General features: G+C 72.5%; 15 protein-coding genes, 2 pseudogenes and 1 riboswitch. Of the genes and pseudogenes, 10 read left to right on the forward strand and 7 right to left on the reverse strand.

Features of this window, described 5'->3' with window-relative positions:
- Positions 1-333: 333 nt before the first annotated feature.
- A complete protein-coding gene (locus tag JNW89_RS38055; protein WP_238448862.1) occupies positions 334-783 on the forward strand; it encodes a CBS domain-containing protein in 450 nt (149 codons plus the stop codon).
- The gene (locus tag JNW89_RS11335; RefSeq protein WP_238448863.1) at positions 780-2,078 is read left to right on the forward strand and encodes an ArsB/NhaD family transporter; all 1,299 of its coding nucleotides are present in this window, start codon (positions 780-782) and stop codon (positions 2,076-2,078) included. Before JNW89_RS38055 ends, JNW89_RS11335 begins: the two co-directional genes overlap by 4 nt.
- A 104-nt stretch (positions 2,079-2,182) precedes the next feature.
- Here JNW89_RS11335 and JNW89_RS11340 read toward each other — a convergent pair whose 3' ends face one another.
- From JNW89_RS11340 to JNW89_RS37315, 3 genes are all read right to left on the reverse strand, one after another.
- Positions 2,183-3,385, reverse strand: a complete 1,203-nt coding sequence (locus JNW89_RS11340; protein ID WP_309139975.1) for a cation:proton antiporter — start codon at positions 3,383-3,385, stop codon at positions 2,183-2,185.
- Between the two features lie 147 nt (positions 3,386-3,532).
- Positions 3,533-4,861 carry a Na+/H+ antiporter NhaA gene (nhaA, locus tag JNW89_RS11345; protein ID WP_238448864.1) on the reverse strand — a complete coding sequence of 443 codons (1,329 nt, stop codon included), beginning with the start codon at positions 4,859-4,861 and terminating at the stop codon, positions 3,533-3,535.
- A gap of 332 nt (positions 4,862-5,193) precedes the next feature.
- Positions 5,194-5,832, reverse strand: coding sequence for a transglycosylase family protein (locus JNW89_RS37315; RefSeq protein WP_306344840.1), 639 nt, complete (start codon positions 5,830-5,832; stop codon positions 5,194-5,196).
- A riboswitch (cyclic di-AMP (ydaO/yuaA leader) is annotated at positions 5,831-6,005 on the reverse strand. Its footprint overlaps the gene before it by 2 nt.
- A 449-nt stretch (positions 6,006-6,454) precedes the next feature.
- On the opposite strand from JNW89_RS37315, the gene JNW89_RS36685 reads away from it, so the two are divergent.
- From JNW89_RS36685 to JNW89_RS38060, 3 genes and pseudogenes are all read left to right on the forward strand, one after another.
- Positions 6,455-6,580, forward strand: a complete 126-nt coding sequence (locus JNW89_RS36685) for a hypothetical protein (protein WP_255540690.1) — start codon at positions 6,455-6,457, stop codon at positions 6,578-6,580.
- Position 6,581: 1 nt separating this feature from the next.
- Positions 6,582-7,121: pseudogene (locus JNW89_RS38690) on the forward strand (peptidoglycan-binding protein); the annotation flags it as partial.
- A 172-nt stretch (positions 7,122-7,293) separates the two neighbouring features.
- Positions 7,294-7,467, forward strand: a complete 174-nt coding sequence (locus JNW89_RS38060; protein WP_238448866.1) for a peptidoglycan-binding protein — start codon at positions 7,294-7,296, stop codon at positions 7,465-7,467.
- A 50-nt stretch (positions 7,468-7,517) separates the two neighbouring features.
- On the opposite strand, the pseudogene htpG reads toward JNW89_RS38060, so the two are convergent.
- Positions 7,518-9,334, reverse strand: a pseudogene (gene htpG / locus JNW89_RS11370) (molecular chaperone HtpG).
- A gap of 137 nt (positions 9,335-9,471) precedes the next feature.
- Positions 9,472-10,143 (reverse strand): class I SAM-dependent methyltransferase, encoded by a 672-nt coding sequence (locus tag JNW89_RS11375; RefSeq protein ID WP_238448867.1) that lies wholly within the window; start codon positions 10,141-10,143, stop codon positions 9,472-9,474.
- Between the two features lie 138 nt (positions 10,144-10,281).
- Here JNW89_RS11375 and smpB point away from each other — a divergent pair, with 138 nt between their 5' ends.
- The 4 genes from smpB to JNW89_RS11395 all read left to right on the forward strand — a co-directional run bounded on the left by smpB (position 10,282) and on the right by JNW89_RS11395 (position 12,684).
- Entirely contained in the window at positions 10,282-10,764 is a 483-nt protein-coding gene (smpB, locus tag JNW89_RS11380; RefSeq protein ID WP_238448868.1) for an SsrA-binding protein SmpB, read from the forward strand.
- Positions 10,765-10,842: 78 nt separating this feature from the next.
- On the forward strand, positions 10,843-11,418 hold the full coding sequence (locus JNW89_RS11385; RefSeq protein WP_238448869.1) for a transcriptional regulator: 576 nt from the start codon (positions 10,843-10,845) through the stop codon (positions 11,416-11,418).
- Positions 11,419-11,752: 334 nt separating this feature from the next.
- The gene (locus JNW89_RS11390; RefSeq protein WP_238448874.1) at positions 11,753-12,412 is read left to right on the forward strand and encodes an MFS transporter; all 660 of its coding nucleotides are present in this window, start codon (positions 11,753-11,755) and stop codon (positions 12,410-12,412) included.
- Positions 12,331-12,684, forward strand: coding sequence for an MFS transporter (locus tag JNW89_RS11395; protein WP_238448875.1), 354 nt, complete (start codon positions 12,331-12,333; stop codon positions 12,682-12,684). The genes JNW89_RS11390 and JNW89_RS11395 overlap by 82 nt, the downstream gene beginning before the upstream one ends.
- Here JNW89_RS11395 and JNW89_RS11400 read toward each other — a convergent pair.
- Positions 12,604-13,221, reverse strand: a complete 618-nt coding sequence (locus JNW89_RS11400; protein WP_238448870.1) for an alpha/beta hydrolase-fold protein — start codon at positions 13,219-13,221, stop codon at positions 12,604-12,606. The genes JNW89_RS11395 and JNW89_RS11400 overlap by 81 nt on opposite strands.
- A complete protein-coding gene (locus JNW89_RS11405) occupies positions 13,158-13,421 on the reverse strand; it encodes a hypothetical protein (protein WP_238448871.1) in 264 nt (87 codons plus the stop codon). Before JNW89_RS11405 ends, JNW89_RS11400 begins: the two co-directional genes overlap by 64 nt.
- 293 nt (positions 13,422-13,714) lie before the next feature.
- Here JNW89_RS11405 and JNW89_RS11410 point away from each other — a divergent pair, with 293 nt between their 5' ends.
- Complete coding sequence (locus tag JNW89_RS11410) at positions 13,715-14,542, forward strand: MEDS domain-containing protein (RefSeq protein WP_238448872.1); 828 nt, start codon at positions 13,715-13,717, stop codon at positions 14,540-14,542.
- Positions 14,543-14,783: the final 241 nt, after the last annotated feature.

A 14,783-nucleotide genomic window follows, 5' to 3' on the forward strand; every position in this document is an offset into this window, starting at 1 on the left:
ACGTAGCTGTACATCGATCGATGCTCAGACGTACGTAGCTGTACATCGATCGATGCTCAGACGTACGTAGCTGTACATCGATCGATGCTCAGACGTACGTAGCTGTACATCGATCGATGCTCCCGGGCTAGAGCCCCGGGCAGCGGGTGTGGGCGGCGGTCAAGGCCAGCGAGACCCGGGCGTACCCGGCCGGGCCGGCGTAGCCACGGGCGGAAAACCCGGCTCGTCCTGCCGGTCCCGTGCCGCCGGACAGCTAGAGTGATCACCGGTGTGCCGGGAAGTCTGGTCGGCGTGTGATGAGCCACGTCCCCACCAGACCCGCAGGAGTCGTCCGTGCGAGCCCGAGACCTCGCGGTGCCTTTTCCCACCATCACCGTCGACACGCCGGCGCTGGAGGCGGCCCGGATCCTGGCCAGCCACAACCTGCCCGGGCTGGTCGTGGTCGACGGCGCCGGTTGCCCCGTCACGGTGCTGCCGGGCACCCAGGTGCTCCGCCTGGTCATCCCGAGCTACTGCCGGGAGGATCCGACCCTGGCCCGGATGATCGACGAACCGTCGGCGGACATGTTCCTGCGGGGAGTCGAAGGCCGGACGGTGGCCGACCTGCTCCCCCACGAGCAGGCGGAGCCACCGGTGGTCGATCCACGGGCGACCGTCCTGGAGATCGCCGCGGTGATGGCGCAGAAGCGCAGCCCGCTCGTCGCCGTCGCCGCCCGCGGGGAGCGGATGGTCGGCGGGATCACCCTCGACGCGCTGCTCGACCGGATGCTGGGCACACCGTGAGCGGGCTTGCCTGGGCGGCGGTTGCCGTCTTCGCCGTCGCCTACGTCCTGATCGCCACCGAGAAGATCCACCGGATCGCCGCCGCCCTCAGTGGAGCGGCGGTGATGTTCCTGATCGGCGCCACCGACACCGAGCACGCGTTCTTCTCCGAAGACGCCGGCATCGACTGGAACGTCATCTTCCTGCTGGTCGGGATGATGCTCATCGTCGCGGTGCTCAAGCGCACCGGCGCGTTCGAGTACGTCGCGGTGTGGGCGTCCAAGCGCGCCCGGGGCCGGCCGTTCCGGGTGATGGTGCTATTGGTCCTGATCACCGCCGTGGCCTCGGCGGCGCTGGACAACGTCACCACCGTGCTGCTGGTCGCCCCGGTGACGTTCCTGGTCTGCGAACGCCTCGGCGTGCCGGCGGTGCCGTTCCTGATCGCCGAGGCGATGGCCTCCAACATCGGCGGCACCGCCACCCTCGTCGGCGACCCACCGAACATCATCATCGCCAGCCGGGGCGGCCTGAGCTACAACGACTTCCTCATCCACCTGGCCCCCTTCATCGCGCTGCTGCTGCTGGTCTTCCTCGGCCTGTGCCGTGTGCTGTTCCGGTCGGCGTTCCGCTACGACCCCGAGCGCGCCGCGGAGATCGCCGCGCTGCGCGAGGCCGACGCCATCCGCGACCGGCGGCTACTCGTGCTGGGGCTGGCCGTGCTCGGCGCGGTGACCGCCGCCTTCGTCCTGCACACCACCCTGCACCTGGAACCGGCCGTGGTCGCGCTGCTCGGCGGACTGCTGCTGCTCGCGCTCTCCCGCCTCGACGCCGGGGAGATCAGCCGGGACGTCGAGTGGCCCACCCTGGTCTTTTTCGCCGGCCTGTTCGTCATGGTGGGCGCCCTGGTCAACACCGGTGTGGTGGAGCAGATCTCGCGCGCCGCCATCGACGCCACGGCGGACCGGCTGCTCCCCGCCACCATGGTGCTGCTCTGGGGCTCGGCCGTGCTGTCGGCGATCGTGGACAACATCCCCTACGTCGCCACCATGAGCCCGGTGGTCGCCGAGCTGGTCAACGCCCAGGGTGACACCGGACAGTCCCGGGTGCTCTGGTGGGCCCTCGCTCTCGGCGCGGACCTCGGCGGCAACGCCACCGCCGTCGGCGCGTCGGCCAACGTCGTCGTGCTCGGCCTCGCCGAACGCGCCGGGCAGCGGATCACCTTCTGGCAGTTCACCCGCTACGGGCTCGTGGTCACCTTGGTCACCGTCGGGCTCGCCGCGCCCTACCTCTGGCTGCGCTACTTCGCGTTCGCCTGATCCCCGGTCGGGTCGGCGGGCCGGTCCGTGGCCGGTCCGTCGCCCGCCACCGGCCCCGCGGTGCGGGGCCGCGACGGCGGAGTCGTCGCGCCGGCCGGAAGCCGTCACGACCGCCGCGCCCGGCGCAGGACCCCGTGCCAGGCCGGGACCTCCCGGGTCTCGTCGAAGGCCCGGGCGACCACCACGTCGGTCGAGGAGTGCGCGAGAATCGAGATCACGATCGTCAGCGCGACCAGGTGGAACACCTCGTCCCCGGCGGCGATGCCGGACTCAAGCACCAGCAGCCCGTAGACCACCGAGGCGAACCCCTTCGGCCCGAACCACATCGCGGCAGCCTGCTCCCGCAGGCCCAGCCCGGACCGCAGGAACGAGATCCACAACGCGACCGGCCGGGCGACCACGATCGCCAGCACCGCGAACACCCAGCCCGTCCAGGAGATCTCGCCGAGGAACTCCACCGAGATCAGCGCCCCGAACACCAGCAGCGCGGCCAGCTTCAGCAGCTCGGCGACGTTCTCCCCGAAGTGCTCGAACGCCGCGCGCTCCCGCGGCCCGAACGTCGCGACGGTGATCCCGGCGGCGAACGCGGCCAGGAACAGGTTGCCGTGGGTGGCCTTGCCCAACGCCAGCACCAGCAGACCGATGGCCACCCCGTTCAGCGGCGCGTACGCGGCCGAGGCGGCGAGCCAGCGGGTCCGCTCCAACGCGATCGCCACCAGCGGCACCAGCACGCCGATCAGCAGTCCGACCGCCAACTCGATGCCCAGGTCCCCCAGGTGCAGGTCGTCGGAGCCGGCGGCCACGGCGAGCAGCACCACCACGAACGGCAGCGCCAGGCCGTCGTTGACCCCGGACTCGACGTTGAGCAGGTGCCGCAGCCGGGCCGGAACCTTGTCGTTGCCGACCAGCGCGGCGGCGAAGACCGGGTCGGTCGGAGCGAGGATCGCCCCGACCAGCAGCGCCTCCGGCCAGTCCAACCCGGCCACGAAGTGGGCGAGAACCGCGGTGACCAGCAGGGTCAGCGGCAGGCCCCAGCCCAACGCCCGACCCGGCAGCCGCCACGCCGAGCGCAGGTCGGCCCAGCCGACCCGCATCCCGTCGGTGAACAGCACCGCGAACAGCGCGAGTTCGGCCAGTTGCGCCACGATCGGCGAGTCGGCCCGCAGGTGCAGTACCCCGGTGGTGTCCTCACCGAGGACGAACCCGGCGACCAGGAACAGCGCCGCCGTGGAGAGGATGGTGCGGTGGGCCAGCGCCGACACGAGCACGGCGGCCAGCAGGACGGCGGCGAAGGAGAGCAGCAGCACGGGTTGACCTCCGGGGGACGTGGTTGGTCGAGGTGCCGACCAGACTTCCCGGCGCTCCACGGATCCCGGTGATCATAACCACCGGGCACCAGCGGGTGAACCACACCGCGCCGGCCACGGGGGGCGGCAGCGGGTTCGTGCGTGAGCTCAGCGACCAGCGGTGCCGTCGGTCTGCCACTCGTAGACGTCCGGGATGCCATCCCGGTCACGGTCGACGGTCTCCAGCTCGTGCACCCGCCGGTACAGGCGGGTGCGGGCGCGGAGGATGACCGTCGCGAGCAGCGCCGCGAGCAGGGACCCGGCGAGTACAGCGACCTTCACGTGGCCGTCGCGTTCGCTGCCGAGGCCGAAGGCCAGCTCGCCGATGAGCAGCGACACGGTGAAGCCGATCCCGCCGAGCAGCGCCAGCCCGAGCACGTCGAGCCAGTTGAGGCCCTCGTCCAGGTCGGCCCGGGTGAACCGGGAGACCAGCCAGGTGGCGGCCATGATGCCGACCGGCTTGCCGACGAGGAGGCCGGCCACGATGCCCAGCGCCACCCGGTCGGTCAGGGCGGTGGCCAGACCGGCGACACCACCGATGGTGACGCCGGCGGAGAGGAACGCGAAAACCGGCACCGCCACCCCGGCGGAAATGGGCCGGAACCGGTGCTCGAAGTGCTCGGCCAGACCCGGTCCCGCATCCGGCCCACCGGCGGCTTCGCTGCGGATCACCGGAACGGTGAACGCCAACAGGACCCCCGCCACGGTGGCGTGCACCCCGGACTCGTGCATCAGCGTCCAGGTCGCCGCGGCCAGGGGCAGCAGCAGCCACCACGACCGGACCCGGCGCTGCACCAGCAAGCCGAACACCGCCAGCGGCACCAGGGCGCCCAACAGCGGCGCGACCGACAAGTCGCTGGTGTAGAAGACCGCGATGATGACGATCGCCAGCAGGTCGTCAACGACGGCCAGGGTGAGCAGGAAGGTGCGCAGCGCGGAGGGCAGGAACCGGCCGACCACCGCGAGCACCGCCAGCGCGAAGGCGATGTCGGTCGCGGTCGGGATGGCCCAGCCCTTGACCGCGCCCCCGCCCGCGCCGGCGGCGATGACGTAGTAGATGGCGGCCGGCAGGAGCACCCCACCGACGGCCGCCGCGACCGGCACCGCGGCGCGACGCGGATCCCGCAGGTCGCCGGCGACGAACTCACGCTTGAGTTCCAGGCCGGCGACGAAGAAGAAGATCGCCAGCAGGCCGTCGGCAGCCCAGGTGGCCAGGCTGAGGTCGAGGTGCAGCGACGCGGGACCGACCCGGAAGTCCCGAAGCGACTGGTAGCTGTCCGCCCAGGGCGAGTTCGACCAGACGAGCGCCAACAGGGCCCCGATGAGCAGAAGGCCTCCGCCCACGGTCTCCTTGCGGAGAATGGCGGAGATACGGCTGGTCTCGCCCCACGAGCGTCGGGCGAACAGGTTGGCACGGCGCCGGGTGGCGTCGGTCACGGAAACTCCTCGTCGGCAGGGGTCGCGTCATCCATCGCCGACCAGACTTCCCGGCACACCTGGGCCAACCCTATCCGGCACCGCGGCGGGCCCGTCGGGTTCCGCGCTCGGCCGTGCTCGGGACCGGGCACGTGGCGCTGCCGCTACCCGGCGCGGCGCGACCAACCGGCCGTCGCCACCGCCAGGTGAATCGGAGTGACACCGCGCCGGGTGCTCCGACGGTGCGCCACGGGAGACCACGACGCGCGGCACGGGCCGGCCGGGCGTCGATACGGTCCACCCCTGGTGCAGGGCGGTGACGCGTCAGAGGCTGAGCTTCTGACCGGGGAAGATCAGCCCCGGGTCGCGCCGACCACGCGCTTGTTGCGCTCGTACAGCGCCTGCCAGCCACCGGCCAGGTCCCGGGCGTCGGCGATCTGCGACAGGGTGTCACCCGGCCGCACCACGTACACGTCGCCGGTCCCGGCCGGCGCGCTGCGCCGCTGGCTGCGGGTGCTGTGCTGCTCCCGCGAGGACCGCTCGGTGGCGGTGGCCCTCGACGAGCGCCGCTCCGACTTCTGCGATTTCTGCGACTTCTCCGAGGTGGTGGAGTAGCTCCTGGTGGAGCCACCCTTCCGGCCGCAGGTCGGCCAGGCACCGATGCCCTGACCGTCGCGCACCTTCTCGGCGATCGCGATCTGCTCGCCCCGGCTGGCCAGGTCGGCGCGGGAGGCGTACTTCTTGCCGCCGTAGCCGGACCAGGTGCTCTGCGAGAACTGCAGGCCGCCGTAGTAGCCGTTGCCGGTGTTGATGTGCCAGTTGCCGCCGGACTCGCACTGGGCGATCGCGTCCCAGTTGACGCTGGCGGCGCTCGCCGGCGACGCCGGTGCCAGGACGGCGGCGACCCCGGTGACCGCACCGACGGCGAGCGTGCCGACGGCGATGCGGCGCGAGCTGACCCGTCGGTGACGGGCGGTGTATTCAGTTGCCATGTGGATTCCTCCACGCCGACGAGGTGAGCTGTCGGGTTCGGGCCGAGGAGCCCGGCCGCCCGTGGGCGGCTTCACCCCGAGGTGACGTGCACCGAGGAACGTGTGGGTCCCCCGCTCCATGCCCGCTGAAAAGGTCCCACCGGCCGGCGGCATGGATTAGGCGTTACCGGCCGTGGTGTCCGCGATCGCGAACACGAACGACGTTAGGAACTGTTTCGGGCGATTGCCCACTTCTTGTGAAGTTCTTCACCCGGCTGAGCGACGGCTTCGTCCTTCGAGTTGCGGGGTGGCCGGCGGTGCTCTACAAGGGCCGGTCGGGAACCTGTCACGACTGGGCCGAAAGTCTCGCCCCGAGCGGCGGATCAGGTGCCGTCACCTCCCCGTCTTCGCTGGTCAGGCGGGTTCGATCGGCGGCCCGCGCCGCCGGACGGTCAGCGTTGCCGCTGATTGGCGACTCATGTCTGGGCAGCCCGGCCGCCGACTCGGACGGTAGGGAGCAGAGCGCGGCCGCGGCGCCGACGCTTCGGACCCGCCGACCGTCGGATGCCGGTCGCCGGCGCCCTGGCCGTCACGGTCCGCCTCGGTTCGCGGCGGCCGGCCATCCGCGAGAGGAAGGACCTTCATGGACACCGTCAGCATCGACACCGACTACCTCGTCGCCACCCTGGACGAGGACGACGACCCGGAGAGCCTGGCCGGCGACGAGGTCGACTTCGACCTGGCCGCCGCGCTGGAAGAGGAGGAGTGAGATGGGCGTGCACCTGGCGCCCGCGCTGCGGGTGCTGCGCGAGGAGATAGACACCCGCTGGCCGCAGCGGGACCGCAAGTCCGACGGCTGGTTGGGCGATGCCAGTCACCAGGCGCGCCGCTCGGACCATAATCCGGACAATGACGACCAGTCGGTCAACGCGGTGGACGTGGACGTCGACGGGATCGACCCGCTGCTGGTCGTCCGGCAGGCCGTCAACCATCCGTCCACCCAGTACGTCATCTACGACCGGAAGATCTGGAGCCGTACCCGCAGCTTCCGACCGGCCCGGTACACCGGGCCGAACCCGCACGACAAGCACCTGCACGTCAGCGTCAGCCACCAGCGGAGCCTGGAGGACAGCCGCCACCCGTGGGGGATCGCCACCGCCACGACGGCGCGGCTCGGCGACCGGCTGCTGCGCGCCGGCTGCCGGGGCGGTGACGTCCGGGAGTTGCAGGCCGTCGCCAACCGCCTCGGGGCCCGGCTGACGGCCGACGGGGTGTTCGGGCCGGCCGTGGCCGCCTGGGTACGGTCGTTCCAGACCGCCCGAAAGCTCACCGCCGATGGGGTGGTCGGCCCGCGTACCGTGGCGGCCCTGCGCGCGGCCGTCACGCCGGCCCCCGTCGGTGCCCAGCGGCCGGCCGGCGACGCCGGTGTCCGGGGGCAGACCGGGCTCGCGGACGCTGCGGCGCGGCAGCACGGGCGGGGACGTGGCCTTCGTTCAGCGGTTCGTCGGCGCGAAGCGGTGCGGCCCGGCGAACGGCGCCTTCGACGCGAAGACCGAGGCCGGCGTGCGCTGGTACCAGGGCATGCGGGGGCTGACCGTGGACGGGGTGGTCGGCCCGGCCACCTGGGCGGCGATGGGCGTGCGGGTCGGTTCCTGAGCAGGCGCCCCCGCCCGGTGCTCCCCCACCGGGCCGGGGCCGTCGTCGCGTCAGAGGGTACGGGCCAGCCGGTCGGCGAGGACCCGGGCGAACCGGGCCGGGTCGGCCAGGTCGCCGCCCTCGGCGAGCAGCGCCATGCCGTACAGCAGCTCGGCGGTCTCGGTGAGGGCACCCGAGTCGCCGCCACGCTCGTGCGCCGCGCGCAGGCCGGTGACCAGCGGGTGGGTCGGGTTGAGTTCGAGGATGCGCTTGACCTTCGGCACCTCCTGCCCCATCGCGCGGTACATCTTCTCCAGCGTGGGCGTGATGTCGTGCGCGTCGCCGACGATGCAGGCCGGCGAGGTGGTCAGGCGGGAGGAGAGCCGCACCTCCTTGACGCTGTCGGCCAGCGCGCCGCCGAGGAAGGCGAGCAGGGCGGCGTACTCCTTGGTCTGCCGCTCCCGTTCCGTTTCGGCCTCCTCGCGCTCCTGCGCGGTGTCCAGGTCCACCTGCCCTTGGCGATCGAGCGCAGCGGCCGGCCGTCGAACTGCGCGACCCGCTCCACCCACACCTCGTCGACCGGGTCGGTGAGCAGCAGCACCTCGTAGCCCTTGGCGCGGAAGGCCTCCATGTGCGGCGAGTTCTCCAGCATGGCCCGGGTCTCGCCGGTGGCGTAGTAGGTCTCCTCCTGGCCGTCCTTCATCCGCTCGACGTACTCGCGCAGCGTGGTGGGCTCGGTGGCGTCGTGGGTGGAGGCGACCGAGACGATGTCGAGGATCGCCTGCTGGTTGTCCGGGTCCTCCAGCAGCCCCTCCTTGACCACCCGGCCGAACTCCGACCAGAAGGCCCGGTACCGGTCGGCGTGCTCGGTACGCATCTCCTTGACGGTGGCGAGCACCTTGCGGACCAGCCGGCGGCGCACGATCTGGATCTGCCGGTCCTGCTGGAGGATCTCCCGGGAGATGTTCAGCGACAGGTCGTGCGCGTCCACCACGCCCTTGACGAAGCGCAGGTAGTTGGGCATGAGCGCGGCGCAGTCGTCCATCACGAACACCCGCTTGACGTACAGCTGCACCCCGCGCCGGCCGTCGGCCATGAACAGGTCGAACGGCGCGTGCGTGGGGATGAAGAGCAGCGCCTCGTACTCGAAGACGCCCTCTCCCCGCATGTGGATGGTCTCCAGCGGGTCGGCCCAGTCGTGGCTGACGTGCCGGTAGAAGTCGCGGTACTCCTCCTCGGCGACCTCGTCGCGCGGCCGGGCCCAGAGCGCCTTCATCGAGTTGAGGGTGACCGGCTCGGCGTCGGGCGTGACGAGCCGGATCGGCCAGGCGATGAAGTCGGAGTACCGCTTGACGATCTCGCGGATCTTGCCGTGGTCGGTGTAGTCGGCGAGATTGTCCTCGCTGTCGGCCGGCTTCAGGTGCACGGTGACCGAGGTGCCCTGCGGAGCGTCGTCGACCGTCTCCACGACGTAGGTGCCCTCGCCGGTGGACTCCCAGCGGGTGCCCTCGGTCTGGCCGGCCCGGCGGGTCAGCAGGGTGACGGTGTCGGCCACCATGAACGTCGAGTAGAAGCCGACGCCGATCAGGTCCTGGGCGGAGGCCTCCCGGGACTCCTTCAGCTTGCGTAGCAGCTCGGCCGTGCCGGAGCGGGCGATGGTGCCGATCAGCGAGACGACGTCCTCGCGGGACATGCCGATGCCGTTGTCCCGCACGGTGAGGGTGCGGGCCGCCGGATCGGTCTCGATCTCGATGTGCAGGTCGGCGGTGTCGGCCTCCAGATCCTTGTCGACCAGCGACTCCAGCCGCAGCTTGTCCAGCGCGTCGGAGGCGTTGGAGACCAACTCCCGCAGGAAGACGTCCTTGTGCGAGTAGATCGAGTGCACCATCAACTGCAGCAGTTGACGCGTCTCGGCCTGGAACTCCAACGTCTCGGTCCGGCTACTCACACCAACCTCCTCATCGGCTCGTTTCGGTCCACGGACAGGATCCGCGGGAGAAGGATACGAGCGTCGTGGTCGCCCGGTCACCGCCGGTCGTCAGCCGGGTGGCGCGCCAGCAGATAGGCCTGCGGGGTGGGTTCCGGCCGCCCGGCGAACTCCTGCGGCTCGCGCTGCATCCGCGCGTGCACCACCAGCCCGGCGGCGTCCAGCAGGGCCGCCACCCGGTCGGGCCGGCGCCGGTGGAAGGTGAGCGAGACCGGGCGTCCCCACGCGTCCGTGCGGTGCACCGGCTCGTCACCGACCTGGAAGGCCAGCAGCAGGTGCCCACCGGGAGCGAGGACCCGGTGAAACTCGGCGAAGGCGGCCGGCAGCCGGTCGTCGGGCAGGTGGATGACCGAGTACCAGGCGACCAGGCCGGCGAGCGCGCCGTCGGCCAGGTCGAGCTCCAGCATGGACCCCTCGGTGAAGCGCAGGTCGGGGTACGCCCGTCGGGCCTGCGCGATCATGGCCGGCGACAGGTCGAGGCCGGCGGCGTCGAGCCCGAGGTCGTGCAGGTGCCGGGTGATCCGTCCGGGGCCGCAGCCCACCTCCAGCACCGGCCCGCCCCCGTCGACGAGCACCAGCTCGGCGAAGGCCGCGAGCATGGCCCGGTCGAGCGGCCGGGCGGCCAGCTCGTCGCGGACGAACTCGGTGTAGTCGGCGACCATCGTGTCGTACGAACTGCGGGTGGCGGTGAGGAAGTCCGGTTCGGTCACGATCGCCGACCCTACCCGCGGGCGGGTGGCGGCAGGGTACGGCTGGACCTGCCGCCCCGTCCCCGTCGCGCCCCGCCGACCCGGGCGGTGCCGGCGGGTATTCTGCACCGGTCCGCAGTCCACCCGCAGGAGGTCGTCGTGTCCAGGGACACGGAGCGCAAGCTCATCGCCTCCAACAAGAAGGCCCGGCACGACTACACCGTCCTGAAGACGTACGAGGCGGGGATCGTGCTGGCCGGCACCGAGGTGAAGTCGCTGCGCGAGGGGCGGGTGTCGTTGGTCGACGCCTTCGCCCAGGAACGCGACGGCGAGATCATGCTCTACGGCCTGCACATCGCCGAGTACGGCTTCGGCACCTGGACCAACCACCAGCCCCGCCGGACCCGGAAGCTGCTGCTGCACCGGGTGGAGATCGCCCGAATCCTGGAGAAGCTGCGCGACGGGGGCGTGACGCTGGTGCCGCTGTCGATGTACTTCAGCAACGGCTGGGCCAAGGTCGAGCTGGGCCTGGCCCGCGGCCGCAAGTCGTACGACAAGCGGCAGGCGCTCGCCGAACGCGACGCCAATCGGGAGATCGCCCGCGAGCTGGGCCGCCGTCTCAAGGGCCGCCGCCCCGCCTGAGCCCACCCGCGCCGTCCACTCCGGCGACGTTCAACAAGACTTCTTGTACATCACATCTTGTACGTCTAGCCTGTCCCCATGTCCGAGGACGAGTCAACCCTGCACCTGACCGACCCGCGCGCCATGCGCGCCCTGGCCCACCCCACCCGCCTGCGGCTCCTCGGCGAGCTGCGGGTACGCGGCCCGCAGAGCGTCGGCATGCTCAGCGAGCTGGTCGACGAGGCCGTCGGGTCGGTCAGCTACCACCTCGGCAAGCTCGCCGAGCACGGCTTCATCCGGGAGGCGCCCGAGCACGCCCGCAACCGCCGGGAGCGGTGGTGGCGGGCGGCGCACGACCGCACCAACTGGGAACCGGTCGAGGTGCTGCACGACCCAGAGCGCAAGCTCGCCTCGGACCTGCTGCGCCGGGCCTCCTTCCAGCGCTACGTGGAACGGTTCCAGGCCTACCTCGACAGCGAGGCCACCCTCGACCCGGACTGGGTCCGGGGCACCACCAGCAGCGACCAGATCATGCACCTGACCCCCGACGAGCTGCTCGAGTTGCGCGCCGAACTGGCGAACCTGGGTGCCCGCTGGCGGGCCCGCAGCGCCCCCGACCGGCCCGGCGCCCGCACCGTCACGCTGATCTGGCAGGCCTACCGGGGGCCGCAGTGACCGCCCCGCCACGCCGCTGGAGCCCGCTGCTCGGCCTGCTGATCGGCCACACGGTCTCGCTCACCGGCAACATGCTCACCTACATCGCCCTGCCGCTCTACGTGCTGGCCGAGACCGGCTCACCGACGGCGACCGGCCTGACCGGGGCGTTCGCCGCCGCGCCGGTGGTGCTCGGCGGCGCCCTCGGCGGCGTGCTGGTCGACCGGATCGGCTACCGCCGGGCCAGCGTCCTGGCCGACCTGGTCTCCGGCGCGACGTCGCCGCCATCCCGCTGCTCGACGCGACCGTCGGCCTGCCGTTCTGGGCGCTGCTCGCGCTGGTCTTCGCCAGCGGCCTGCTCGACACGCCCGGGCAGACCGCCCGGACCGCGCTGCTGCCCGAGGCGGCGACCGCCGCCCGGGTGCCGATCGAACGGGCGATCGGCTGGTTCGAGGCCACCGAACGCGGCTCCCGACTCCTCGGCGCGCCCGTGGCCGGGCTGCTGGTCGCGGCCCTCGGCGCGCTGCCGGTGCTGGCCCTGGACGCCGCCACCTTCGCCGTCTCCGCGCTGGTGGTGACGCTGCTGGTGCCCCGCGCCATGCGCCCCGCCGGGCAGGCGCCGGAGGAATCCGGCGGGTACTGGCGGAACTTCGCCGCCGGGGTGCGGTTCCTGGTCCGCGAGCCGCTGCTACGCGCGGTGGTGCTGCTGGTGCTGATCACCAACTGCTTCGACGCGACGAAGAGCAGCGTGCTGCTGCCGGTGGTGGCGGAACGCGAGCTCGGCGGGGCCAGCGCGTTCGGCCTGCTGGTGGGCGCGATGGGCGGCGGCGCGCTGGTCGGCTCGCTGCTGTTCAGCGCCGTCGGCCACCGGCTGCCCGCCGCGCCACCTTCGTCACCACCTTCGCGATCGCCGGCGGGCCACCCTTCTGGGCCCTGGCCGCCGCGCCGCCGCTGCCGGTGGTGGTCGCGATCTTCGCGGTCTCCGGTCTCGCCGCGGGTGCGATCAACCCGCTGATCGGCGCGGTCAAGCTGGAGCGGGTACCCGCGCACATGCGGGCCCGGGTCTACGGGGTGGTGGGCGCCGGCGCCTGGGCCGCCATGCCGCTCGGCGCTCTCGGCGCCGGCCTGGCCACCGACCGGTTCGGCACCACCGCCACCCTGGTCACGATCGGCACCGCCTACGTCCTGGTCGTACTCACCCCGCTGCTAGGCGGCCCGTGGCGCCGGATGGGCCGGCCGGCGACCGTGGAGGAGCGGCCGGCGGACCTGGCCGGCACTCCGGGCTGAGCCCCGGCGGGGGCCGGCCCGGGCGCGGTCAGTCGGCCAGCGCGGCGCTGATCGCGCGGACCTGCTCCGCCGCGACCGAGGACCAGAACCGGCCGTCGTGACAGCCGGTGGAGATCCGTACCACCTCCGGGTCGCAGCCGGTCCCGCCAGGCGCGCACCGCGGGGGTGAACGGGTCGGGCTGCGCCGATCGCCACCCGCAGCGGCAGCCCGGCGAACTCCCGCACCCGGGCCACCACGTCGTAGCGATCCCACTCCCCCGCCGAGTCGTACGCGCCGGGGTTGACCGCACGGGCGTCGGCATAGGAGCGGAAGATCGCCGGGGAGGTGGCGACGACGGCCCGGAACAGTTCGGGGCGGGTGAGCGCGCAGAGCAGCGCGCCGTAGCCGCCCATCGACCAGCCGGCCACCGCGACCCGGTCGGTGCGCAGCCCACGGCTGGCCAGCAGGGGCAGGAACTCCCCGGTCAGCATCGTCAACGGGTCGTCGTCCGGATGCGGGTGCCAGTACCCGTCACCGCCGTCGACGGCGGCCAGCACGAACGGGGCGGCACGGCCCGGACCGCCCCGGCGATGAACGCGGGATAGTCGCCGCTGCGCACCGCGGCCGCGGCGTCGCTGGCGTACCCGTGCAGGGCGAGGCAGACCGGCAACCGCGCGCCCGGCGCGTACCCCGGCGGGTAGGACAGCGCGAAGGCGACCTCCCGGCGGCGCGCCGGCGAGCGGAAGGTGCCGCTCACCGACGGTCCCGGCGTGGCCCCGCAGCTCCTGCGCCGGGTCGTCGCGGCGCACCGGCCGAGGGCCTGGTTCAGCACGGACCTGCCGGGCAGCACCGCCGCGTCGACCAGGGCCGCTCCGCCGCCGCAGGTCGCGGCGCGCCGAACGCGGCGCCGAGCCAGGTGAGCGCGCGGCGTCTGGTGATCGGCATCGGGTCACGGTAGACGCCGCGCCCGGGCGTGGCGTCCCGTGCACGGCGGTCGCGCTGCGCGCACCCCGCCGCTGCGGCATAGAATCCGGACATGAGGCGGAGAGCTTGACCAGCGAATCAGTGCGCTCCATGCCGCCCGGACACGTCTGCTGGACCTTCGACGACACGACGGTCTTCGACGCCCGAGCACAGCGGTTCCTCCTCACCGGCCTCGACGCCGGCGAGCGGGTCCGCTACGTCACCGCCGAGCCGGGGAACGTCGCCGTGGCCCGGTGGCAGGGCGTCCCGCACCTGCGCGAAGCGCTGCGCGGCGGGGCGGCGGAGGTGGTGTCGGTACGCGACACCTACGGCGAGCGGCACGTCGTCGACCCGGCCGCCCAGGTCGCCGCCTACGCCGCGCTGACCGACGCGGCCCTGGCCGACGGTCACGCCGGCCTGCGGGTGGCCGCCGACGCGACGACGCTCGTGGTCACCGCGGAGCAGCGCGCCGCCTTCACCCGCTACGAACACCTGGTCGACCGCTTCATGCGGATCCGGCCGATGTCGGCCGCCTGCGGATACGACCGGCGGGTGCTGGACGAGCGGGCGATCGAGGAGCTGGCCTGCCTGCACCCCGCGTCCGACCCGGGGGCCACCCTGTTCCACCTGTACGCCGGGCGCGACGAGCTGGTCCTCGACGGGGAGTTGGACACCTCCAACCAGGACGTCTTCGACACCGCGCTCACCCGCGCGAACGTCGACGACCCCACCGGCGAGCTGGTGATCCGCGCCGACGGGCTGCGCTTCATCGACCACCGGAACCTGATCCACCTGCACCGGCACGCCGCCCGTCGCGGCGGCACCGTGGTCCTGCACACCCCGCTGACCTCCGCCGCCCGGCTGGTCGAGCTGCTGGGGCTGTCCCGCGTCCGGGTCGCGGTGGTGACGCGATGAGGACCGGCGCGGCCGCCGGCCACCGCGGCTACCCGGGTTGCGGGCCAGTGCTGCGCCCTTCAGGACTCCGTTGGGGAATAGCCAAACCACTCGGATTCACCTGTTGGCATGATTGTCGGATTCGTCGGGTGGGAAGGGTCGAGAGGTGTCGCTGGAAGCGTGGGATGACCGTGGGGTGCCGGAGTTGACCGCGCGGATGGTTCGGGCGTCGTTCCCCAAGGGCACTCTCGCGATGCGGATC

It is taken from the genome of Micromonospora sp. 4G55, from assembly GCF_016803375.1.

Bases quoted from the DNA above. Each gene is read 5' to 3' on its own strand.
- JNW89_RS11385 (WP_238448869.1), top strand. From the start codon at position 10,843: ATGTCCGAGGACGAGTCAACCCTGCACCTGACCGACCCGCGCGCCATG.
- JNW89_RS37315 (WP_306344840.1), bottom strand. From the start codon at position 5,832: ATGGCAACTGAATACACCGCCCGTCACCGACGGGTCAGCTCGCGCCGC.
- JNW89_RS36685 (WP_255540690.1), top strand. From the start codon at position 6,455: ATGGACACCGTCAGCATCGACACCGACTACCTCGTCGCCACCCTGGAC.